The organism is Flavobacterium piscis (assembly GCF_031457575.1).
Lineage (GTDB): Bacteria > Bacteroidota > Bacteroidia > Flavobacteriales > Flavobacteriaceae > Flavobacterium > Flavobacterium piscis_A.
Genome location: NZ_JAVDWQ010000001.1, coordinates 462,070 through 485,549, shown reverse-complemented (window position 1 = coordinate 485,549; position 23,480 = coordinate 462,070). Strand labels below are relative to the sequence as shown.

The 23,480-nt window shown below is 34.0% G+C and carries 18 protein-coding genes; 8 read left to right on the top strand and 10 right to left on the bottom strand.

Going from position 1 to position 23,480, the window contains the following annotated elements:
- Positions 1 to 103 precede the first annotated feature (103 nt).
- Positions 104 to 2,941, top strand: a complete 2,838-nt coding sequence (locus tag J2W48_RS02040; protein ID WP_310277297.1) for a pectate lyase family protein — start codon at positions 104 to 106, stop codon at positions 2,939 to 2,941.
- Between the two features lie 82 nt (positions 2,942 to 3,023).
- On the opposite strand, the gene amaB is transcribed toward J2W48_RS02040, so the two are convergent.
- On the bottom strand, positions 3,024 to 4,577 hold the full coding sequence (gene amaB / locus J2W48_RS02035; protein WP_310277294.1) for an L-piperidine-6-carboxylate dehydrogenase: 1,554 nt from the start codon (positions 4,575 to 4,577) through the stop codon (positions 3,024 to 3,026).
- Positions 4,578 to 4,749: 172 nt separating this feature from the next.
- Between amaB and J2W48_RS02030 the strand changes: the two genes are divergently transcribed.
- Positions 4,750 to 5,709: a 3',5'-cyclic-nucleotide phosphodiesterase gene (locus J2W48_RS02030; RefSeq protein ID WP_310277291.1), complete on the top strand. Its 960-nt coding sequence runs from the start codon at positions 4,750 to 4,752 to the stop codon at positions 5,707 to 5,709.
- A gap of 106 nt (positions 5,710 to 5,815) precedes the next feature.
- On the opposite strand, the gene sufD is transcribed toward J2W48_RS02030, so the two are convergent.
- The 7 genes from sufD to J2W48_RS01995 form a co-directional block, all read right to left on the bottom strand.
- Positions 5,816 to 7,132 (bottom strand): Fe-S cluster assembly protein SufD, encoded by a 1,317-nt coding sequence (sufD, locus tag J2W48_RS02025; protein WP_310277289.1) that lies wholly within the window; start codon positions 7,130 to 7,132, stop codon positions 5,816 to 5,818.
- Positions 7,133 to 7,197: 65 nt separating this feature from the next.
- Positions 7,198 to 7,944, bottom strand: coding sequence for a Fe-S cluster assembly ATPase SufC (gene sufC / locus J2W48_RS02020; RefSeq protein WP_310277286.1), 747 nt, complete (start codon positions 7,942 to 7,944; stop codon positions 7,198 to 7,200).
- Between the two features lie 12 nt (positions 7,945 to 7,956).
- The gene (locus J2W48_RS02015; protein WP_310277283.1) at positions 7,957 to 8,445 is read right to left on the bottom strand and encodes a flavodoxin family protein; all 489 of its coding nucleotides are present in this window, start codon (positions 8,443 to 8,445) and stop codon (positions 7,957 to 7,959) included.
- Positions 8,446 to 8,451: 6 nt separating this feature from the next.
- Positions 8,452 to 8,652, bottom strand: coding sequence for a Txe/YoeB family addiction module toxin (locus J2W48_RS02010; RefSeq protein WP_310277280.1), 201 nt, complete (start codon positions 8,650 to 8,652; stop codon positions 8,452 to 8,454).
- A gap of 61 nt (positions 8,653 to 8,713) precedes the next feature.
- Positions 8,714 to 8,911: a DUF2683 family protein gene (locus J2W48_RS02005; RefSeq protein ID WP_310277278.1), complete on the bottom strand. Its 198-nt coding sequence runs from the start codon at positions 8,909 to 8,911 to the stop codon at positions 8,714 to 8,716.
- Between the two features lie 14 nt (positions 8,912 to 8,925).
- Complete coding sequence (gene sufB / locus J2W48_RS02000; protein WP_310277274.1) at positions 8,926 to 10,374, bottom strand: Fe-S cluster assembly protein SufB; 1,449 nt, start codon at positions 10,372 to 10,374, stop codon at positions 8,926 to 8,928.
- Positions 10,375 to 10,469: 95 nt separating this feature from the next.
- Positions 10,470 to 10,799, bottom strand: coding sequence for a HesB/IscA family protein (locus tag J2W48_RS01995; protein WP_140503625.1), 330 nt, complete (start codon positions 10,797 to 10,799; stop codon positions 10,470 to 10,472).
- A 372-nt stretch (positions 10,800 to 11,171) separates the two neighbouring features.
- Here J2W48_RS01995 and J2W48_RS01990 point away from each other — a divergent pair, with 372 nt between their 5' ends.
- Complete coding sequence (locus tag J2W48_RS01990; RefSeq protein ID WP_310277270.1) at positions 11,172 to 12,098, top strand: hypothetical protein; 927 nt, start codon at positions 11,172 to 11,174, stop codon at positions 12,096 to 12,098.
- A 78-nt stretch (positions 12,099 to 12,176) separates the two neighbouring features.
- A complete protein-coding gene (locus J2W48_RS01985; RefSeq protein WP_310277268.1) occupies positions 12,177 to 13,034 on the top strand; it encodes an MBL fold metallo-hydrolase in 858 nt (285 codons plus the stop codon).
- Positions 13,035 to 13,111: 77 nt separating this feature from the next.
- Here the strand turns inward: J2W48_RS01985 and J2W48_RS01980 are convergent, their stop codons facing one another.
- Positions 13,112 to 14,425, bottom strand: a complete 1,314-nt coding sequence (locus tag J2W48_RS01980; protein WP_310277265.1) for a T9SS type A sorting domain-containing protein — start codon at positions 14,423 to 14,425, stop codon at positions 13,112 to 13,114.
- Between the two features lie 192 nt (positions 14,426 to 14,617).
- On the opposite strand from J2W48_RS01980, the gene J2W48_RS01975 reads away from it, so the two are divergent.
- Together J2W48_RS01975 and J2W48_RS01970 are read left to right on the top strand one after the other, a co-directional pair.
- On the top strand, positions 14,618 to 16,246 hold the full coding sequence (locus tag J2W48_RS01975) for a S8 family peptidase (protein WP_310277263.1): 1,629 nt from the start codon (positions 14,618 to 14,620) through the stop codon (positions 16,244 to 16,246).
- 83 nt (positions 16,247 to 16,329) lie between these two features.
- On the top strand, positions 16,330 to 18,210 hold the full coding sequence (locus tag J2W48_RS01970; RefSeq protein WP_310277260.1) for a M1 family metallopeptidase: 1,881 nt from the start codon (positions 16,330 to 16,332) through the stop codon (positions 18,208 to 18,210).
- Positions 18,211 to 18,287: 77 nt separating this feature from the next.
- On the opposite strand, the gene J2W48_RS01965 is transcribed toward J2W48_RS01970, so the two are convergent.
- The gene (locus J2W48_RS01965; protein WP_310277257.1) at positions 18,288 to 19,226 is read right to left on the bottom strand and encodes an L-threonine 3-dehydrogenase; all 939 of its coding nucleotides are present in this window, start codon (positions 19,224 to 19,226) and stop codon (positions 18,288 to 18,290) included.
- A 205-nt stretch (positions 19,227 to 19,431) separates the two neighbouring features.
- On the opposite strand from J2W48_RS01965, the gene J2W48_RS01960 reads away from it, so the two are divergent.
- Together J2W48_RS01960 and mfd are read left to right on the top strand one after the other, a co-directional pair.
- Positions 19,432 to 20,058, top strand: a complete 627-nt coding sequence (locus J2W48_RS01960; protein WP_310277254.1) for a hypothetical protein — start codon at positions 19,432 to 19,434, stop codon at positions 20,056 to 20,058.
- Positions 20,051 to 23,416 carry a transcription-repair coupling factor gene (gene mfd, locus J2W48_RS01955; RefSeq protein ID WP_310277251.1) on the top strand — a complete coding sequence of 1,122 codons (3,366 nt, stop codon included), beginning with the start codon at positions 20,051 to 20,053 and terminating at the stop codon, positions 23,414 to 23,416. Before J2W48_RS01960 ends, mfd begins: the two co-directional genes overlap by 8 nt.
- Positions 23,417 to 23,480 lie beyond the last annotated feature (64 nt).

Here is a 23,480-nt window from a genome sequence, read left to right as displayed (position 1 = left end):
TATCAAAATTTTATATATTTTTGAGTAATCGATTACATTTTTATATTTGTGTTCGTAAAAACAAAAACCACTTTAAATAACTATTAATTAACCAAACCACACAATGAAAAAAAACCTACTTTATTGGGCTATTTTGTTTGTTTCTATGCAAACATGGTCACAGCAAATCCAAATTAATGAAGCTGCCGGCTGGCTGGAATCTGCATTTGTAAAATGGCAGCCTCTTAGCAATGCTCAAACCTATAATGTGTATTATACCGGAAACGGTTATACAGATCAAAAAATCGACACACAATTAATTCGTAGTTATGGTTCTTACTATCGTGCTGATATTCCGGGATTAAAGGCAGGAACTTACACAGTTAAAATAAAGCCGGTAATTTCCGGGACTGAAGGAACTGGATCAGTAACAAATACTTTAACCGTTTTAGCTCAGGATCGGAACGGTTTTGCATTCGATGGCGGTCGTGTACCTGGGGGATATAAAGCCGATGGAACTCCCAAAGACAATGCTGTAATTCTTTACATTACACAAAACACAAAGAATACAATTTCGATGAATATTACAGGTGCCAGCGCAAATCCTTGTGTAGGTTTACAAAATATTTTATATGGTATCAAAAAAGGAAAGGATACACGCCCGTTTATTATTCGTTTGATTGGAAATATTACGGATATGACTGTGATGGAGGGAGGTGATATTGTTATTGAAAATTCTAATAATGCTTCCAGTTATATAACATTAGAAGGTGTTGGTACGGATGCAGTTGTAAACGGAATGGGCATACGTCTTAAATCCGCATCTAATATTGAAATAAATAATCTCGGATTAATGAATTGTAACAGCACTGCTGGTGATAATGTTGGACTGCAAGATAAAAATGATCACGTGTGGGTTCATAATTGTGATTTATTCTATGGCAATGTCGGTAGTGATGCTGATCAGATAAAAGGCGATGGTGCAATGGATAATAAAGGATCTACATATGTGACTTTTTCGTATAATCACTTTTGGGATAGCGGAAAAGCAAGCCTTTTAGGCTTAAGTGAAGGAACAACAACGGGTTTATATATTACCTATCATCATAACTGGTTTGATCATTCTGACTCTCGACATCCACGTGTTCGTTATTATTCGGCTCACATTTATAATAACTATTTTGATGGTGTTTCAAAATATGGATCAGGTTCTACTTTAGGATCTTCTTTATTTATTGAAGGAAATTATTACCGAAACAGTAAAAATCCAATGGTAACATCATTACAGGGAACAGACATCTGGGATGAAACGAATCAGGTAAATAATGCAGGTACAATGGGCACTTTTTCTGGTGAAGCCGGAGGCTCAATTAAAGCTTTTAATAATACTTTTGAAGCTTCAAACGGTACAAATTCTATGCGTTTTGTGGCTTATGGAGATACTAATCCCTTATATAATATTTCAGGAAAAATTAGTTCAACAACCGATTTTGATGCGTATGTAGCCACTACAAGAGGAGAAACTGTTAGTAGCAATGTTAAATCTAAGTCAGGTGGAAATATGTATAATAATTTTGATACCAATGCGGCATTATACGTTAAAAATTTAGTAATAGATCAGCCAGCTGCTGCAAAAGCAAAAGTGACACAATATGCGGGACGTGTTTCGGGAGGCGATTTACAATGGACTTTTAATAATGCAGTTGACGATAAGTCATCTCTGGTGATTACAGCATTAAAATCTGCTCTTACCAATTATAATACCACATTAGTTTCTGTACAAGGTGAAACAAATCCACCTGTAAGCAATCAAACACTTATATCTACTACTAACAATAATCAAACAATTGTCGCTGGTACTGCAATTAGCTCGATAGTTTTCACTTGGGGAGGGAATGCAACAGATGCTACAGTAACGGGACTGCCGGCATCTGGAATTACTTTTGTAAAAAATTCTACGGCTAAAACAATTACCATCAGCGGAACTCCAACAGCTACTTTATCTTATTCCATTGCTACTGTCGGAACTGGAACAGCAGCGACAGGGTCTGGAACAATAACAGTTACACCATTAAGTCCTCAAACTCTTACTTCAACAACTAATAATAACCAAACAGTAACAAGCGGTACTGCAATTAGTTCGATAGTTTTCACTTGGGGAGGATCTGCAACAGATGCTACAGTAACGGGATTACCTGCTTCAGGAATTAGTTTTGTAAAAAATAGTACCGCTAAAACTATCACTATCACGGGTTTACCAACAGCTACTTTATCTTATTCAATTACTACAACAGGAACAGGTACAGTTGCAACTGGATCAGGAACAATAACGGTTACAACAGGGACATCAACGGGCAATCAAATTCATAATTTTACCCTTTCCGGAAAAACTAGTTCATTTTACGCCATTACAGGAAATATGAATTCTTCTGCCGGTTCAGTTACATATGCAGGCTTAACATTAACAGCCCGTTTGAAAATTGAGTCAAGTACATCAATTAAGTATACAACAGCGAGCGCTTCGACTTTAACTTTAGTATTTGATTCTAATTTTACAGGAGCTATAAAAGTTAATAATACTTCCTATACTGCATCAGCAGGAATTGTTACCGTATCACTTCCGGCAGGAGTAAATACGATAACAAAAGATTCTGTTGCAAATCTGTATTACATAAGTACATCATTTAACTCTACTGCACGCAAGTCTGCAAACATGGAAGTAGAGGAGCCAGTTAAGACGGCACAAATGACACTATATCCAAACCCGGTTTTAAGTGAATTGAATATTGACTCAGACCAAACAATTCAAAAAGTTGAAGTATATAATTTGACAGGTTCATTAATACACACTCAACAAGGAGATAATAATGTTGCAGACATGAGTAATCTTGCCAATGGCAATTATCTGGTAAAAGTTTATACCGAGAAAGGTGTTACTACTAAAATTATCATTAAAAAATAATCTTTACTGCCTAACATTCAATCAAAAGTAAAGAGGCTTCCAATTTTGGAAGCCTTTTGTATTTAGGATATATTGAATTGTCTTATAAATCAAATTTTATGCCTTGGGCTAATGGCAGACTTGTAGTATAATTAATTGTATTGGTCTGGCGTCTCATATAAATTTTCCAGGCATCAGAACCGGATTCCCTTCCACCTCCTGTTTCTTTTTCTCCACCAAAAGCACCTCCAATTTCTGCTCCGGAAGTTCCAATATTTACATTCGCAATTCCACAATCAGAACCTGTTACAGATAAAAATCTTTCTGCTTCGCGTAAATTATTTGTCATAATGGCTGATGATAACCCTTGTGCTACACCATTTTGAATTTCAATTGCGTTGTCTACTTCACCAGAATATTTAATTAGATATAAAACTGGCGCAAAGGTTTCATGTTGTACAATTTCAAATGAATTTTGTGCTTCAGCAATAGCAGGTTTCACATAGCAGCCACTTTCATAGCCTTCCCCGGATAATACACCGCCTTCCACTACAATTTTACCGCCTTCTGTCACTACATTATTCAAGGCTTTCGCATACATTTCCACAGCATGAATATCAATTAGCGGACCAACATGATTATTTTCATCAAGCGGATTTCCGATTCGTAATTGTTTGTAAGCTGTAGCCAAAGCCTCTTTTACCTTATCATAAATACTTTCGTGAATAATCAATCTTCTGGTTGATGTACAACGTTGTCCGGCAGTTCCCACGGCACCAAAAACAGCTCCTATTACGGTCATTTTTATATCAGCATCCGGAGTAACAATAATAGCATTGTTTCCTCCTAACTCTAATAATGATTTTCCTAAACGGCCTGCAACAGCCTGGGCTACTATTTTACCCATTCGGGTTGAACCGGTTGCTGAGATCAATGGGATTCGGGTATCAGCAGTCATTAACTCACCAATAGTATAATCACCGTTTATCAGGCATGAAATTCCTTCCGGTAAATTATTTTCTTTAATAACCTGAGCAATTATGTTTTGACAGGCAATTCCGCACAGAGGTGTTTTTTCTGAAGGTTTCCAAACACAAACATCTCCTGCAATCCATGCTAAAGCAGTATTCCATGACCAAACAGCAACAGGGAAATTAAATGCAGAAATAATTCCTACCACTCCTAAAGAATGATATTGCTCATACATACGGTGACCCGGCCTTTCTGAGTGCATGGTTAACCCATGCAGTTGACGTGATAAACCAACAGCAAAATCACAAATGTCAATCATTTCCTGTACTTCTCCGTAGCCTTCCTGCAAAGATTTCCCCATTTCATAAGAAACCAGTTTTCCGAGAGCTTCTTTATTTAGACGCAACTTTTCTCCAAACTGACGTACGATTTCTCCACGTTGTGGCGCTGGTATCAGGCGAAATTTTTTAAAAGCCTCAGTTGCTGCCTGCATCACTTTTTCATAGTCTTCAAGTGTTGATGTTTTTACAGAGGCAATTAATTTTCCGTCAACTGGGGAGTAGCTGTCTAAAATTTCTCCTGATGAAAAGTTTTTTAAACCTGTTGAGGTTCCTTCATTTATAAATTTAATGCCCAATTTTTCCAGAGCTTCATTTATTCCAAACTGAGATGCTATTGTTGTCATTTTAACTTTTTTAGTTGAAATTGTGATATTTTAATGTAAAGATATTGTTTCAAAATGAATTTCATTAAAGGAATCCAAAGTAAATTTAAGATTATTAAATAGGATTTTCATAGATAAAGGACAATTAATCCATCTTAATTAATGAAATTTGTAGTTATAAAAATCTAAAAAGATGTTAACTGTAAAAAGGTTTGTGATTTGTTTGTTTTTGATTTCAATCAATACATTGGCGCAAAAACAACAAAAATCAGTTTTTCAGGTTGTCCCTTTGGGTGTAAAAGGAGGTATTGATGAAAAAAATCTTTCGGCTTATTTGTTGGGACCAACAGGTACAAAAGATTTTATTTGTCTGGATGCCGGAACTATTAATGCCGGAATTGAAAAAGCTATTGAAAACAAAGTATTCAAAATTCCAGCCAGTGAAGTATTGCGAAAATACATTAAAGGATATTTGATTTCGCACGCCCATTTAGACCATGTTTCAGGTTTAATAATAAATTCACCAGCCGATTCTTCAAAAACAGTTTATGCAATTGAAAAGTGCATGGAGATGATGCAAAACCACTATTTTAATGACCAGACCTGGGCTAATTTTGGAGATCAGGGTGTTGGTTTTCCGTTAAAAAAATATCATTTTCAAACCCTAAATCTTACTGAAGAAATACCAATTGCAAATACTACAATGACTTTGAAAGCTTTTCCGTTAAGTCATGTGAATCCATATGAGAGTACTGCTTTTTTGATTAAAAATAATGATGATTACGTCTTGTATCTTGGTGATACTGGCCCAGATGTTGTAGAAAAAAGTAATAATTTGCATGATTTATGGACAGCAATTTCTCCATTGATAGAAAGCAAACAATTAAAAGGAATCTTTATAGAAGTTTCATTTCCAAATGAGCAGCCGGATCAATTTTTATTCGGACATCTGACCCCAAATTATTTGATGAAAGAACTTCATGTATTGGAAGAATTATCAGGAAAAGGATCTTTAAATAACTTTAAAATTGTAGTTACACATTTGAAACCGCCAACAAAAAATATTTTAAAAATAAAGGAACAGCTAAAAAAACAAAACGATTTGGGAGTGAAATTTATTTTTCCTGAACAAGGAAAACGTTTTGAATTGTAATAAAATGAATTTTTTGATTGAAAAGGAAAAGATTAAATGGAGTATCATAAAAAAACCGACAAACTTCAAAAGCATGTCGGTTTTATGTTTTCCAAGAAGTAGAATTTTACAAATCAAATCCTAAATTCACACCTAATTTCATAGCGATGATTTTAGTAATACGTTGTTTTAATTCCGGTATTTTAATGCTTTCGATAACAGCATTCGAAAAGGCATACATCAATAAAGCTTTTGCTTCTTTTTTAGGAATTCCACGGGATTGCATGTAAAACATTGCTGTTTCATCTAATTGTCCAACTGTACATCCGTGTGAACATTTTACATCATCGGCAAAAATTTCCAATTGTGGTTTTGCATTGATAGTTGCTTTATCACTCAATAAAATATTGTTGCTTTTTTGGAAAGCATTTGTTTTTTGAGCTTCTTTTTCTACCAAAACTTTTCCGTTGAAAACCCCCGTTGAACGATCAGCGAAAATTCCTTTATAATCCTGAAAACTTTCACAATTTGGTGTTGCATGGTTTACCAGGGTATAATGGTCAACGTGTTGTTTTTCACCAATAATCGTGATTCCGTTTAGTGTACTTGTCAATCTTTCACCGAAGTGGTAAAAGTTCAAATTGTTACGCGTTAGGTTTCCTCCAAACGAAAAAGTATGAACATAAACATGACTTTCTTGTTGTTGCGAAACATAAGTGTTATCAATTAAGTTGGCTTCGTTATTGTCATTTTGAATCTTATAATGATCTACAATAGCACGTTTTTGAGCAAAAATCTCCGTAACCGAATTGGTCAAAACTGGATTTTCGTTCAAACTTTGGTGACGTTCGATAATTTGAACATGTGAATTTTCGCCCACAATAATCAGGTTTCTAGGCTGAACCATTAGTGCAGCTTCGTTTCCTGTAGAGAAATACATGATCTCAATAGGTTTATCAGCTACCTTGCTTTTTGGGATATTGATAAAAGCTCCTTCACTTGCAAAAGCGGTATTCAACGAAGTCAAACTTTCGTCTTTACTGGCAATTTGATTGAAATATGTATCAATAACCATTTTATATTTTGGTTTGGTCAATGCCGATGACATTAAGCAAACATCTATTCCATCGTGTGTTGTAGAAGAGAGATGTGAACTGAAAACACCATCAATAAACACTAATTTATAAGTGTCGATTTCGTGTAAAAAGTATTTTTTTACGTGGCTAAATTCAATTGCATTTTCCTTTTTTGGAAATACCGTAAAGTCATTTTTTAATATAGCATTTAGCGATGTATATTTCCAGGCTTCTTCTTTTTTGGTAGGGAAACCTTTATTTTCGAAGTTTTTTAAGGCATTTGTGCGAATGTCATGTAAATCTGAATGTACATCGACACGCTCTTCAAAAGCCATAAAAGACGATACTAATTTTTCTTTTAAATCCATTTCTGTAGTTATAAGTTATGAGTTATAAGTTATAAGTTTTGTAAACTGTAAACTGTAACTGTAAACTAGTTTTCTGCTTTAATCCAGTCGTATCCTTTTTCTTCTAATTCGTAAGCCAATTCTTTTCCGCCTGATTTTACGATTCTTCCGTTGTAAAGGACATGAACGAAATCCGGAACGATGTAATCCAGCAAACGTTGATAGTGTGTAATTACGATAATTGCGTTTTTTTCGCTTTTCAATTTGTTGACGCCGTTAGCCACGATTCTTAGCGCATCAATATCAAGACCAGAATCGGTTTCGTCAAGAATGGCTAATTTTGGCTCTAACATTGCCATTTGAAAAATTTCGTTTCTTTTTTTCTCACCACCGGAAAAACCTTCGTTTAAAGAACGGGATAAAAATTTACGATCAATTTCTAATAATTCAGATTTCTCACGAATTACTTTTAACATTTCGTTCGCTGGCATTTCGGCCTGACCGTTTGCTTTACGAGTCTCGTTGATGGCAGTTTTCATGAAGTTGGTTACACTAACTCCGGGAATTTCTACAGGGTATTGAAAAGAGAGGAAAACTCCTTTGTGTGCTCTTTCTTCCGGAGCCAGATCAGCAAGATCTTCTCCCTCAAGAAAAACACCTCCGTCGGTAACTTCGTAGTTTTCGTTTCCGGCAATTACAGCCGAAAGGGTACTTTTTCCAGAGCCGTTTGGTCCCATAATGGCGTGTACTTCACCAGCTTTAACTTCTATATTTATTCCTTTAAGGATTTCTTTATCACCAATTGAGGCGTGAAGGTTTTTTATTGATAACATTGTTTTTTTATTTTATATAAATGTCAGTTCTATTTTTGTTGTTTGGTTTAAGATGTCGGCATTAAAATGCACATGTCCTAAATACTCCATGCCTAAATAATCGGCTGATTTTTTGAAGGGAATGTAAAAACTTTCTTCAATTTCATTGTCGTGTGAATTTGATATCACACCAATTTTCTTTCCTCTGAGTTTTCGTCCGGTTTCTTTTTCAATTCGGATCAAATCCGAAAAACGATCAAAGAAAACCTTCATAATTCCACTCATATTATACCAATAAATAGGAGTTGCAAAAATTAAAGTGTCGTACTTTTCGAGAATTCCTCTTATTAAAGGCAAAAAATCGTCTTCTTTGTTTTTGCTTTCGTAATCATAATAGGAAATAGTATAATCACTCAGATTAATTACGTCTATTTCGTGTTCTTTAGAAATTTCGTTCACAATCTTTGTTGTGTTTCCATTTTTTCTGGAAGAACCTAAAATGATTACTTTTTTATTTTCCATTAATGCTTATTCGTAATGTCCTTTTAATGAAAGAATATCTAATATCTCGATTGTGTCTTCTTCAGTAACTTTATAGATTATGCGATGTTCTTGATTTATTCTTCTGGACCATTTTCCGGACAATTCATATTTTAAAGGCTCAGGTTTTCCGATTCCTTCAAAAGGATGAAGTTGTATATCTTCAATCAAAGCAGTAATTTTATTCATAATTGCTTTATTGCCAGATTTTTTCCAAAACTCTCTGTCTTTTTGAGCTTTTCAGAATAAATTACTTCCACAAATCTTCTGTTTTTATTTTAACTCCTTTTCCGTCTTTTATGCTTTGTTCAGCATTTAAAATCTCTTTTACGAATTCAGGATTATATGGTTTTTCATTTTCTTCAATAATTTCAAAACCAAGAGATTTAGCCAGTGATTGAAAAACCGGAAAATCTTTTTTCTTTACATTTTTTAAGATGAGATCCATAATACTTCGTTTTATTAACCTACAGACCCTTCTAAAGAAATCTCCAATAATTTTTGAGCTTCCACGGCAAATTCCATTGGAAGTTTATTCAATACATCTTTACTGAAACCGTTTACAATTAAGGCAATCGCTTTTTCTGTTGGAATACCCCTCTGGTTGCAATAAAAGACCTGATCTTCTCCAATTTTACTTGTAGTTGCTTCGTGTTCTATTTTAGCCGATGGATTTTTACTTTCGATATAAGGGAAAGTATGTGCCCCGCAATTATTTCCCATTAAAAGAGAATCACATTGCGAAAAGTTTCTTGCATTTTCCGCTCTTGGGCTAATTTGCACTAATCCACGGTAACTGTTTTGTGATTTACCAGCCGAAATACCTTTAGAAATAATAGTCGATTTAGTGTTTTTTCCTAAATGAATCATTTTAGTTCCCGTATCTGCTTGTTGGTAATTATTGGTAACGGCAATAGAATAAAATTCTCCAACCGAATTGTCTCCTTTTAATATACAAGAAGGATATTTCCAGGTTACAGCTGAACCCGTTTCAACCTGTGTCCATGAAATTTTAGCGTTTGTTTCGCATAAACCTCTTTTGGTTACAAAATTATAAACCCCGCCTTTTCCTTCTTTGTTTCCGGGAAACCAGTTTTGAACGGTTGAATATTTAATTTCAGCATCATCCAAAGCGATTAGTTCAACTACAGCGGCGTGTAATTGGTTTTCATCACGGCTTGGAGCCGTACAGCCTTCAAGATAAGAAACATAACTTCCTGCATCAGCAATCACAAGAGTTCTCTCGAATTGCCCTGTTCCTGCTTGATTAATTCTGAAATAAGTTGAAAGTTCCATTGGGCATCGAACGCCTTTTGGAATATAACAGAAACTTCCGTCTGAGAAAACTGCTGAGTTTAATGCTGCATAGAAGTTGTCTTTTTGAGGGACAACAGTTCCTAAATACTTACGGACCAATTCCGGATGCTCTTTGATAGCTTCTGAAATCGGACAGAAAATAATCCCTTTTTCTCCCAATGTTTTTTTGAAAGTTGTAGCTACAGAAACAGAATCGACTACAATATCCATAGCGACATTGTTCATCATTTTTTGCTCATCAACAGAGATGCCTAACTTTTTGTACATTTCTAAAAGTTCCGGATCTACATCGTCTAAAGTTTTGTTTGGGTCTACTTGTTTTGGAGCTGAATAATAAGAAATTGCCTGAAAATCGGGTTTTGTGTAATGCACATTTGCCCATTCCGGTTCAATCATTTCTTTCCATGCACGAAAAGCTTCAATACGCCAGTCGGTCATCCATTGAGGCTCATCTTTTTTAAGGGAGATAGCTCTCACGATATCTTCGTTTAAGCCAATAGGAAACGTCTCCGATTCTATATCAGTATAAAATCCGTATTCGTATTCTTTAGTTTCGAGTTCGATTTTTAAATCGTCTTCTGTGTATTTGCTCATTATTTTTTTTATTGAAAGATTTAAAAATTGAAGGATTTAAATAAAATCAATTCTGTAATTTTTAAATCTTTAAATTTTGCAATCATTTAATTATTTCAAAGAGAGAATGATTCTCCACAACCACAGGTTCTGCTTGCATTTGGGTTATTAAAAACAAATCCTTTTCCGTTTAATCCTCCTGAAAACTCCAGAATTGTTCCGGCTAAATATAGAAATGATTTTTTTTCTACTGCAATTGTTATGTCGTTGTCTATAAATATCTTATCATCGTCGCCTTTGGTTTTATCAAATTTTAAATCATATGACAAACCAGAGCATCCGCCACTTTTTACACCTACGCGTACGTAGTCATGAGCGGCGTCAAAACCATCATCCTTCATTAAGTCAATGATTTTCTTTTTTGCTGTATCAGAAACCTTTATCATTATTGTATAGATTATGTCTAAATTATCTGCAAAGATACGACTTAAAAACCTTTTTCCATAACGCTTCACATTATTATAACAAATGTTAAAATAGATAAAAGTTATTTTTAATATGTGTAATCAGATTTTTTAATCTCTTAGGATTTTAGTTCCCCCCTAAGTGTCCTGCTTCGGAATAGAAAAATAGCCCTACAATATCTTGGTGGCTCTGTGCCGGGGTTGTTATTTTTAATTAAATCCAAAATTTCAATTACTAACTATCTAATATTGTTGTTCGTAGTGTAAAACTTAATAAATAAGTTAAAAATACGTATTTGTACCTAATATAATATAACAAATTATTAGTATTTTTGCGCAAAATTGGGAATAATTATGAAAAAACAATCTCAAAATAAATGGCTTGGAGCTCTTTTAGCAGTTCTGTTTATTTCTGGAATAGGAACCTCTGTTTATATTTTTAGTTCGGAATCAAATGATTTAAGAGGGAATTCTGGTCCATTACAAAAAACTACTTTCAATAATTCAGATAATTTAGAATCACTTTCAAAAAAAAATATTTTGGATTCTTTAAATGTATTGAAGTCGGCTTACGATACAGTTCTTCTTGAAAAAACATATCTGTCTCAGGAATTGGAACTTGAAAAGAAAAATGTTGAAAGACTGATTGATATTATTAATGCATCAAAAACACCTACTTCTTCAGAAATTAACGTTTATAGAAAGCAGCTTTCAGATTTAAAACTTTCCTTAGATACAAAAATTCAGGAAATTAATAAATTAAGGTCTCAAAATAAAAGTTTACTAACCAAAATTGAAAATCAAAATGAGGTTATGTATCAGCAAAAAGTTAAAAATGATACTTTAGTTTCACATCAAAAGAAGCTTGAGTCAACTTTAAAATCGGCTTCGAAATTAGAGTTGAATAATTTTAAGGTCATAGCGCTTCGGGAAAAGAAATCAGGAGAAGAATTGGAAACAGATAAAGCTAAAAATACAGATAAACTTAAAGTGAGTTTTACTATTTCAGGAAATTCTGTAGCCAAAACAGGAAAAAAAGTTTTTTATGTTCAGGTTTTAGATCAAAAAAATACAGTTTTAGGTGAAGATAAACTGATTGAATTTGGTAATAATAAAGCCTTGGTTTATAGTTTTATTGTTGCAATTGATTTTCAGGGAAATGCCGTAAATGTTTATGGAATTTTAAATTCTGATGGGAATGAATTCCAAAAAGGAATCTATTTTGTCAATTTCTTCGATAAACAAGAACTGGTTGGGAGCACATATATTATATTGAAATAATTATTTTTCGATTTTTATATTGAATTTTTGGCAATAGAGTTGGATTCCCTAGCTTTGTTTAATATTCAAATTAAACTTATGAAACTTTACTCTATAGAATCTGGTAATTTTAAACTTGATGGTGGCGCCATGTTTGGTGTGGTTCCCAAAACTATTTGGAATAAAACTAACCCGGCCGATGCTAATAATTTAATTGATATAGCTGCACGTTGTTTACTTATTGAAGATGGAAATCGCCTGATTTTGATCGATACCGGTATGGGTAATAAACAATCAGAAAAGTTTTTTGGTTATTATTCTCTTTGGGGTTCGCATTCTTTAGACGGTTCTCTTGCAAAATTTGGTTTTCATCGGGATGATATTACTGATGTTTTCATGACGCATCTGCATTTTGATCATTGTGGCGGAAGTGTACAATGGAACTTAGATAAAACAGGTTATGAACCGGCATTTAAAAATGCTAGATTCTGGACAAATGATAACCATTGGGAATGGGCAACGAAGCCTAATAAGCGCGAAAAAGCTTCTTTTTTGACTGAGAATATTTTGCCCATGCAGGAAAGCGGACAGCTAAATTTTATAAAAAGACCCGGAAGCGATTTTTTATCACAGTCGGAACTAGGTTTCGGGATTTTCTTTGCCGATGGCCATACCGAAAAACAGATGATTCCGCACATACAGTATAAAGGTAAAACGATAGTTTTTTGTGCCGATTTGCTGGCGACTGCCGGTCATATTCCATTGCCTTACATTATGGGTTATGACACAAGACCGCTTTTAACATTAGATGAAAAAGAGAAATTCTTAAATGCTGCAGCTACTAATAATTACTATTTGTTTTTGGAACATGATGCCCACAATCAAATTATAACGGTTGAAAATACAGAAAAAGGGGTTCGGTTGAAAGAAGTTTTTAGTTGCGAAGAGATTCTTTAGACAAAATTTAAAGCATAAAAAAAAATCCCATTTTCATTATTTTGAAAATGGGATTTTTAATTCCAATAGAATTATAGTTATTCCACTATAACTTTTTTAACAGAAGCGGCTTCCTGATTGATTAAAGATACATAATATACTCCTTTTGGCAAACCGGATAAGCTGATGGTGTTATTCATATTGCCTGAGTTTAATGTAAAAGATTTCACCAATTGTCCTAATGCATTATAGACTGTTGCTTTTTCTAATGCAATATTGCTAATAGTAACTTCGTATTTTGTAGGGTTTGGGTAGAGTACTACTTTATCAAAAACAGAATCTTCTATGTCTAATTTAGAGCATGTTGACGCGTAAGTTGCTGTAGCGTCTTTTAAGTTATTCCAGTTTGCATTAGAATAAGCTACATCATCAACTTCAATACAAGTTAAATTTGGGTTTTTTGAAAAGTTTGAATAAGTGAGATCTAAATTTACGTTGTTTCCATTTTTTAAATTTAGGTAGATTAACTGATTTTCTTCACAAGCCAATTCTGTTATTTTTGGATTTTTAGAGATATCAAGACTAGTTAGTTGGTTTTCTAAACAATCTAACATTTCTAGTTCTGGGTTATTTGAGACATCAATACTCGAAAGTTTATTACCATGGCACATAAAACCTTTTATAAGAATATTTTTTTTAATGTCCAAATTTGTGATTTGATTGTAATGACAATAAAAATCAATCAAATTTACGTTTTTTGAAACATTTATACCTGTTAATAAATTATTGCCACAATTTAAATATGTCAATTCGATATTATTGTTAATATCTAAAGAGGTTAATTTATTTGAACTAACTGATAAACTGGATAAAAGTGTATTTGCAGATAATTCTAAGTCTGTTAACTGATTGACTAACGCATTTATATTAGTCATTTTTGTGTTTTTTGTAAGATCTATGTTTGTTAATTTGTTTCTCTGAAAATCAATCCCTTTCAAAAGAACATTTGATTTAAGATCTATTTCTGTTAAGCTATTAAAACCAACATTTAGATCTGTTAATTTGGTGTTTTTTGAAACATTTAGACTTGTTAATAGATTTCTACTACAATCTACATAGTTTAGTAGAAGATTTGATGAAAAATCAGCAATTGATAATTGATTTTTTGTAGCGTATAAATTTTCAAGAGCAGTAAAATTTTCTATTCCTGTCAAATCAGCAATTGAGCTATTATTAATATTCAATATAGATATGCTTGAGATGTTTGAAGTTAATACTTGTCCATCTGGAGTTCCCGTATCGATCCCTAAAGAAATTAATTTTTTTTCAAAATTAACATCCGGGATATTTGTGTATTGCGCATAAATAGAAAAATTTGCCAGTAACAGCATCAAAAGTAGTTTTGTTTTCATAAATTCAATAAGTGTTTGAGTCTGCAATGATACAAATTATACGTCATTAATAATGATATATTTCCAGTAGATAATACTGTTAGGTGATACAACTTTGAGGTATACAATTCATAACACATTGTTAACAGTTAGTTTTTTATAACAAAAAATCATAATTTAGTCGAATTATTTTCAACATTTATTAAACTATACATGAGTCATATAAAACCTCTCAATTTATCTGCTATTGCATTACTTGTTTTAGCAGGCTTTGGTGCCACTATGCAGGCGCAAGTTTCAACTCAAAAAGAATTTATAGCTGCTCCTTTATCAGTAGTCAAAAAAGTACCGCTTACAGATACTGAATTAAAAAGATGGAGCCATCTTGACTTAGTCAAAGATTCTATTCCCGGAATGAGTGTGGATAAGGCATACGCCGAATTACTACAAGGAAAAACAGGTAAAAAAGTAATTGTCGGAATTGTAGATTCTGGTGTTGATATCGAGCACGAAGATTTAAAAGGAATGATCTGGACCAATCCAAAAGAAATTCCTGGCAACGGAATCGATGATGATAAAAATGGTTTTATTGATGACATTCATGGTTGGAATTTTCTTGGTGATGCCGTTCACGAAAACCTTGAAATGACCCGTATCGTTAAAAAGGGCGATGATGGTTCTCCTGAATATAAACGTGCATTATTGCAATATGATGAGAAATATAAAAAATTGCTGGAAGATAAAGCAAATGTAGATTTTTATTTGAATGCAAATAAGACAATAAAAGATTTATTAAAGAAAGATAAATATACTTTAGAGGATCTTAAAGCGATTAATTCACCAGACCAGTTTATACTTTCAAGTAAAAAGGTTATGACTCAGGTTTTAACGAACGCAGGCTCTGATTATGAAGAAGGACTTAATGAATACAGGGATTATGTTTACGACCAGTTCAATTATAATTTAAATAAGGATTTTGACGGAAGGAAAATAGTTGGTGATAACCCGGAAGATATTAAGGATACTAAATATGGTAACAATATAGTTTTTGGGCCTGATAAAGAGAAAGCATTACACGGAACCCACGTAGCCGGAATTATTGCACAAATTCGCAATAATAATTTAGGAGGAGACGGTGTTGCCAACAATGTTGAGATTTTAACGGTTAGGGCGGTTCCTGATGGTGATGAATATGATAAGGATATCGCTTTGGCAATTCGTTATGCAGTTGACAATGGTGCTAAAGTTATTAATGGAAGTTTCGGAAAAAGTTTTTCTCCACAAAAAAAATGGGTATATGAAGCTATAAAATATGCTGGCAAAAAAGATGTTTTAATCGTACATGCTGCAGGAAATGATGGTTACAATATTGATGAAACAAATAACATTAATTATCCAAACGATTCTGAAGACAATATCAAAGAATTTGCGGATAATCTAATTACGATCGGAGCTATCAATAAAGTTTACGGGGAAAATGTTGTGGCTGAATTTTCAAACTTCGGAAAAATAAATGTAGATGTTTTTGCTCCCGGTGAAGAAATTTACGCAACGGTTCCCAATAATAAATATAAATATCTGCAGGGAACTTCAATGGCATCGCCAAATGCTGCAGGAGTTGCTACATTGATTCGTTCTTATTATCCAAAATTAAAGGCAAAACAAGTAAAACGTATTTTAATGGATTCGGGTGTGTTACTTCCTTCTATGTTGGTGTTGGGCGAAAATCCAGGTCCGGGTCAGGAGCCTGTAGCGGTTTCGTCTGCTGAATCATCAAGAACGGCCAAAATGGTGAATGCGTACAATGCTTTATTGATGGCAGAAAAAATGTCTAAAAAATAAAAGTAAACCTAAATAATGTAATTACAAGTTCACAAGAGTCACTTTTGTAAACTTGTAATTTTTAAATACCACAGTTAATTCAAATGAAAAAAATTATACTACTTTCTTTTTTGAGTTTTGGTTTACATACTGCTTTTGCACAAAATACTTCTTATTGGCAACAACATGCCGATTATAAAATGGAAGTGTGGATGGATGTAAAAAACTACCAATATAAAGGAAAACAAGAACTGGTTTACTCCAATAACTCTTCTGACACTTTAAAAAAAGTATATTATCATTTGTTTTTTAATGCTTTCCAGCCGGGAAGCGAAATGGACGCCCGTCTTCATTTTATAAAAGATCCAGACGGAAGAATGGTTACTAAAGTAAAAGGTACTGATGGTAAAGAATTTAAACAAAGCCGTATTGAAACTTTAAAACCAAATGAAACAGGGTTTTTAAAAATAACTAATTTCCAGCAAGATGGTGCAACGGCACAAACCAGAACTTCCGGAACTATTTTAGAAGTAACTTTGGCCAAACCAATTTTGCCGAATTCTAAATCAACTTTTACCATGGATTTTGATGGTCAGGTTCCGGTTCAGATTCGCAGGGCTGGAAGAAATAATTCAGAAGGTGTAGAATTATCAATGTCGCAATGGTATCCGAAATTAGCCGAATTTGATTTTGAAGGATGGCACGCAGATCCATACATTGCAAGGGAATTTCACGGAGTTTGGGGAAATTTTGATGTAAAAATTACCATAGACAAAGACTATACGATTGGTGGTTCCGGGTATTTGCAGGATAAAAACCAAATTGGACACGGGTATCAGGATGCAGGCGTAACAGTAGCTTATCCAAAGAAAACCAAAACTTTGACATGGCATTTTATAGCGCCAAATGTACACGATTTTACCTGGGCTGCGGACAAAGAATATACTCATGATATTATAAAAGGGCCAAATGATGTTGATTTGCATTTCTTTTACAAAAACAATCCCAAAACGACTGAGAATTGGAAACAATTACAGCCTTTGATGGTCAAGGTTATGGATTTTTATAACCAGAAAGTGGGTCAATATCCATATAAACAATACTCATTTATTCAAGGTGGAGATGGAGGGATGGAATATGCCATGTGTACTTTGATGTTAGGAAATGGAACACTCGAAGGTATTTTAGGAACAGCTACACATGAGTTAGGCCATTCCTGGTTTCAGCATATTCTGGCTTCAAATGAATCAAAACATCCATGGATGGACGAGGGTTTTACTACTTACATTGAAGATATAGCATTGAATGAACTGGCTGGAGATAAGAAAGTTGCCAATCCTTTTAAAGGAAATTATGCGGCCTATTATCAATTAGTTCAATCAGGAAAAGAACAGGCACAAACAACACACGGAGATCGTTATGATGAAAACAGGCCGTACAGCATTTCTTCTTATGTAAAAGGGAGCATCTTTTTGTCGCAATTAGAATATGTAATTGGTAAAGAAAATGTTGATGCCGCTTTAAAAAGATATTTTAACGATTTTAAATTCAAACATCCAACGCCAAATGATATCAAACGATCAGCAGAAAGGGTTTCGGGTGCTGAACTGGATTGGTATTTGACAGACTGGGCACAAACCACCAATACAATTGATTACGGAATCAGGGATGTGACGGATAATTCACAAAAAACAACGGTAACTTTAGAAAGAATCGGCAGAATGCCAATGCCAATCGATTTAAAAGTAGACTATACGGACGGAACTTCTGAAAACTTTTATATTCCGTTACGAATGATGAATTTCATCAAGCCAAATCCAAATCCAAATGTAAAAAGAACTGTTTTGGAAGATTGGGCATGGGCGCAGTCAAATTACAGTTTCACACTGGATAAAAATAAAACGGCAATCAAAAAAATCACCATAGATCCAAGCGGATTAATGGCGGATGTAAAAGCTGCCAATAATGTTTTTGAAGTGAAATAACTTTCACATTAGGATAAAAAAACTCGTTTTATTTTCAGGAATGAATCTTAAACGAGTTTTTTTTATTTATTTCTGATTTACCCCAAATGCTCCAGCATATCCTTTGTCATCGTTTCTAAATCAAAAGTATGTTTCCATCCCCAGTCTTTTCTGGCGTCAGCATCATCGATACTTGCGGGCCAGCTGTCTGCAATTTTCTGACGGAAATCAGGATTGTAAGTAATTTCAAAATCAGGAATATGCTTTTTAATTTCAGCAGCAATTTCAGTTGGTGTAAAACTAATTGCAGCCAAATTATACGAAGAATGGATTTTGATTTGTTCAACAGGGGCTTTCATTATATTGATGGTGGCTTCAATCGCATCATCCATATACATCATTGGCATTTTAGTTTCTGATGATAAAAAGCATTCGTATTTTTTATTTGCAATAGCCTTATAGAAAATATCAACAGCATAATCTGTGGTTCCGCCCCCCGGAGGAGTCGACCAGCTGATTAAACCAGGATAACGGATACTTCGAACATCAACTCCGTAAATATTATGGTAATATTCGCACCATCTTTCGCCCGCTTGCTTACTGATTCCATAAACCGTAGAAGGCTCCATAATGGTATATTGAGGGGTGTTTTCTTTTGGCGTAGTAGGTCCAAAAACAGCAATACTCGACGGCCAGAAAATCTTTTTTATTTTTTTTGCTTTTGCCAGATTTAAAACGTGGAATAAGGAGTTCATATTCAAATCCCAGGCGAAGGCAGGATTCTTTTCTGCAGTAGCCGATAAAAGTGCCGCCATTAAATAAACATCTGTAATTTGATGTATTTCAACAAGATGTTCAATTTGGTTAAAATCCAATGCATTAACCACTTCAAATGGACCTGAATTGACCACATCAGTATTTAATTTTCTAATATCAGAAGCAATAACATTTTCTGTTCCGTATAGCTTACGCAGTTTTTGAGTCAGTTCCGTTCCAATTTGACCGCAAGCCCCAATGATTAGTATTTTTGGATTCATTAGAATTGTATTTAAAGAACAAATATAATATATTCGTAAATAAAGATGTTTTTCAGAATGTTAAATTATGGATTTAATAAAATATAATATTATTTCTTGCCTAATTCGTTTTCAAAAAGCTTTCTTAAACTTAATCAAAATGGTTGTAAATCAAAATTCATAATTGTAAATTTACTTGTAACTTTGTCGCCTAATGTTGTACCAGATGAAATATAAAATATCTCTTTTTCTACTTTTAGTTTTTGTGCTGAATTCATGTCAGGATGAAAATGAAAAACGCCGGGCTGAAAACGAAAAAGAAGCCAAAAAGAAAGAAATCATTTTTAATAATATAAATAAAGGATGGTCGTTTATTGATGAACCGATCAATGAAGTTTCTGAGCAAAATGTAAGTACCTGGAAAGAGTGGCGCGATTTTTTAAAAGAATTAGATCAAAAACCCAGAAAAACTATTGGAGCATTCCAAAAAAAATCTTCTGCAATTGCCAAAAAAGCAACGGCTCTGAATAATAATATTCCGGCACAATTCAATCAGCCTCAGATAAAAAGCAGAATTTCTATTTTGATTACCAAAGTAAAAATGATGGATTTGTTTATTCACTTGCATAAAATTCCTGATGAAAAAGTGACTTTTTTAATTGGTGAGATTAACAAAGAATTAGTTTCATTAGAAAGACAAATGGATATACTTGTTGAGAAAAGCAAAATTCCAAAAGAAGAAGGAGAAGCTGATTTCCTAAGAATGTTAGATACTACGCGTGCGATTCCAAATACAAATTTGGCTCCAATGCCGGCACGAAATACAGATCAAAATTTACCAAAAATTGAGTAAAAACGCCTTATATACTACCTATGACAATTTGCCTAAAACGCAGCAAATTGCTACACAATTACTAGAGCAGAACGAAATAAAGATGCATTTCAGTGGCTTGCTGGGTTCTGCAGTTTCATTTGTGCTGCGTGCTGTTTTCAGGAAAACCGAATTACCTTTTTTAGTTGTCTTAGACAATAAAGAAGAAGCAGCTTATTATTTGAACGATTTGGAACAGATGATAGGCGAGCAGGATGTTTTGTTTTATCCGGCTTCGTTTCGTCGTCCGTATCAAGTTGATGAAACCGATAACGCTAATGTTTTGCTTCGCGCGGAGGTTTTAAATAGAATAAATTCCAGAAAAAAACCAGCTATAATTGTTACATATCCGGAAGCACTTTTTGAAAAAGTTGTGACACGCCAGCAATTAGATAAAAACACTTTGAAGGTCTCTTTAAATGACAAAATTTCAATTGATTTTATCAATGAAGTTTTATTTGAATACGAATTTAAAAGAGTTGATTTTATTACAGAACCCGGTGAATTTTCTGTTCGTGGAGGAATTGTCGATGTGTTTTCATTTTCAAACGATCATCCGTACCGAATTGAGTTTTTCGGCAATGAGGTAGACAGCATTAGAAGTTTTGATGTAGAAACTCAGTTATCTGTCGAGACTCATAAAAAAATCACGATCATCCCGAATGTCGAAAACAAGATTTTTCAGGAAAACCGCGAAAGTTTCTTAGATTATATATCAGAGAAAACCGTTCTTTTTATTCAAAATACAGATGGGCTTTTTAGTCAGTTAGATAAACAATTCGCAAGAGCCGAAGAAGCTTTTGATAAACTTTCAGGAGAAATAAAACATGCCACGCCTGAACAATTATTTTTAAATCAGAGTTCATTTATCAAACGTGCTTTAGATTTTTCAATTGTCGAATGGACTTCAAAACCAATATTTAAAACGACCAAAAAGTTCGATTTTCATATTCAGCCTCAACCCTCTTTCAATAAACAATTCGATTTGCTGCTGAATAATTTGAGCGACAATCATTTTAACGGATACAAGAATTATTTGTTCTGTTCGAATGAAGCGCAGGCAAAACGGTTTCATGATATTTTTGAAAGTTTAGACGAAGCCAATTCAGAAAATATCCGAAAACAATATCATACAATTGTATTGCCTTTGTATCAAGGTTTTATTGATGAAGAAAATCAAATAACGGCTTATACCGATCATCAGATTTTTGAGCGATATCATAAATTCAACATCAAAAATGGCTATTCTAAAAAGCAAAATATTACGCTTAAGGAATTAACGGCACTTTCTGTGGGTGATTATGTTACGCATATCGATCACGGAATTGGAAAGTTTGGCGGATTGCAGAAAATTCAGGTCGAAGGCAAAACACAGGAAGCTATAAAACTGGTTTATGCCGATAATGATATCGTTTATGTAAGCATTCATTCGCTTCATAAAATCTCCAAATACAACGGAAAAGACGGAACACCTCCGAAAATTTATAAATTAGGATCGAACGCCTGGAAAATTTTAAAACAAAAAACCAAAGCGCGTGTCAAGCATATTGCGTTCAATTTAATTCAGTTGTATGCAAAACGCCGTTTAGAAAAAGGATTTCAATTTGCTCCGGACAGTTATCTCCAAAACGAATTAGAAAGCTCGTTTATTTATGAAGATACGCCGGATCAAACTAAATCGACACAGGAAGTAAAAGCTGATATGGAAAGCGATCGCCCAATGGATCGTTTGGTTTGTGGTGACGTTGGTTTCGGAAAAACGGAAGTTGCCATTCGTGCTGCTTTTAAAGCCGTAGACAATAGCAAACAAGTAGCGATTTTAGTTCCGACAACAATTTTGGCGTACCAGCATTACAGAACTTTTACCGAAAGATTAAAAGATATGCCGGTTTCTGTCGGGTATTTAAACCGATTTAGAACAGCCAAACAAAAAACACAAACCTTAAAAGATTTAGCCGAAGGAAAACTTGACATTGTCATCGGAACGCATCAATTAGTAAACAAAAATGTAGTTTTTAAAGACCTTGGTTTATTGATTGTTGATGAGGAACAAAAGTTTGGTGTAAACGTAAAAGATAAATTAAAAACGATTGCCGCCAATGTTGATACACTGACCTTAACGGCAACGCCAATTCCGAGAACGCTTCAGTTTTCGTTAATGGCTGCACGCGATTTGTCTGTAATTACGACGCCTCCGCCAAACAGATATCCAATAGAAACAAACGTGGTTAGTTTTAATGAAGAGATTATTCGTGATGCCATTTCATATGAAATTCAGCGTAACGGACAAGTTTTCTTTATCAATAACCGAATAGAAAATATAAAAGAAGTGGCCGGAATGATTCAGCGTTTGGTGCCCAATGCCAGAGTTGGAATAGGTCATGGACAAATGGAAGGCGCCAAACTCGAAGAATTGATGTTAGGTTTCATGAACGGGGATTTTGATGTTTTGGTAGCAACGACAATCATCGAAAGCGGATTAGATGTACCTAATGCGAACACCATTTTCATCAACAATGCCAATAATTTTGGATTGTCAGATCTGCATCAAATGCGGGGCCGTGTTGGGCGTAGCAATAAAAAAGCATTCTGTTACTTCATCTGTCCGCCGTATTCATCCATGACCGAAGACGCCAGAAAACGTATTCAGGCACTGGAACAATTCAGCGAACTCGGAAGCGGTTTCAACATTGCTATGAAAGATCTTGAAATTCGTGGTGCGGGAGATTTATTAGGAGGAGAACAAAGCGGTTTTATCAATGAAATTGGGTTTGATACCTACCAAAAAATCATGAATGAAGCCATCGAAGAATTAAAAGAAAATGAATTCAAAGATTTGTATCCGGAAGAGAATAATATCGATACTAAAGAATACGTAAAAGACATTCAAATCGATGCTGATTTTGAATTGTTATTCCCGGATGAGTACATCAATAATGTTTCGGAACGTTTGGTTTTATATAATGAATTAGGCACTATAAAAGATGAAGCAGGTTTACAGGAATACGAAAGAAAACTGATCGACCGTTTTGGGCCTTTGCCTAAACAAGCAACTTCATTACTCAACAGTATCCGAATCAAATGGATTGCAACCCGGGTTGGAATCGAAAAACTGGTCATGAAACAAGGAAAAATGATTGGCTATTTTGTATCTGATCAACAATCTGATTATTATCAATCTTCTAAATTTAGAAATGTTTTACAATTTGTTCAAAAACAAAGTAGTCTTTGTAAAATGAAAGAAAAGCAAACCGTAAACGGATTACGTTTGTTATTGACTTTTGATAATGTAAAATCTATCAAACGGGCGTTGGAGTTGATGGAGTTGTTTGAGGAGTAATTTTAAAATAAATAAAAGTAAAAAGGACTTGGTTTAATCAAAAAAACTAAGTCCTTTTTTTATA

Coding starts and splice junctions, on each gene's coding strand:
- J2W48_RS01960 (WP_310277254.1), top strand. CDS start 19,432: ATGAAATATAAAATATCTCTTTTTCTACTTTTAGTTTTTGTGCTGAAT.
- J2W48_RS02030 (WP_310277291.1), top strand. CDS start 4,750: ATGTTAACTGTAAAAAGGTTTGTGATTTGTTTGTTTTTGATTTCAATC.
- J2W48_RS01970 (WP_310277260.1), top strand. CDS start 16,330: ATGAAAAAAATTATACTACTTTCTTTTTTGAGTTTTGGTTTACATACT.
- sufC (WP_310277286.1), bottom strand. CDS start 7,944: ATGTTATCAATAAAAAACCTTCACGCCTCAATTGGTGATAAAGAAATC.
- J2W48_RS01975 (WP_310277263.1), top strand. CDS start 14,618: ATGAGTCATATAAAACCTCTCAATTTATCTGCTATTGCATTACTTGTT.
- sufB (WP_310277274.1), bottom strand. CDS start 10,374: ATGAGCAAATACACAGAAGACGATTTAAAAATCGAACTCGAAACTAAA.
- J2W48_RS01965 (WP_310277257.1), bottom strand. CDS start 19,226: ATGAATCCAAAAATACTAATCATTGGGGCTTGCGGTCAAATTGGAACG.
- J2W48_RS01980 (WP_310277265.1), bottom strand. CDS start 14,425: ATGAAAACAAAACTACTTTTGATGCTGTTACTGGCAAATTTTTCTATT.
- sufD (WP_310277289.1), bottom strand. CDS start 7,132: ATGGATTTAAAAGAAAAATTAGTATCGTCTTTTATGGCTTTTGAAGAG.
- J2W48_RS01985 (WP_310277268.1), top strand. CDS start 12,177: ATGAAACTTTACTCTATAGAATCTGGTAATTTTAAACTTGATGGTGGC.
- J2W48_RS02010 (WP_310277280.1), bottom strand. CDS start 8,652: ATGAATAAAATTACTGCTTTGATTGAAGATATACAACTTCATCCTTTT.
- J2W48_RS02005 (WP_310277278.1), bottom strand. CDS start 8,911: ATGGATCTCATCTTAAAAAATGTAAAGAAAAAAGATTTTCCGGTTTTT.
- J2W48_RS01995 (WP_140503625.1), bottom strand. CDS start 10,799: ATGATAAAGGTTTCTGATACAGCAAAAAAGAAAATCATTGACTTAATG.
- J2W48_RS01990 (WP_310277270.1), top strand. CDS start 11,172: ATGAAAAAACAATCTCAAAATAAATGGCTTGGAGCTCTTTTAGCAGTT.
- J2W48_RS02015 (WP_310277283.1), bottom strand. CDS start 8,445: ATGGAAAATAAAAAAGTAATCATTTTAGGTTCTTCCAGAAAAAATGGA.
- J2W48_RS02040 (WP_310277297.1), top strand. CDS start 104: ATGAAAAAAAACCTACTTTATTGGGCTATTTTGTTTGTTTCTATGCAA.
- amaB (WP_310277294.1), bottom strand. CDS start 4,577: ATGACAACAATAGCATCTCAGTTTGGAATAAATGAAGCTCTGGAAAAA.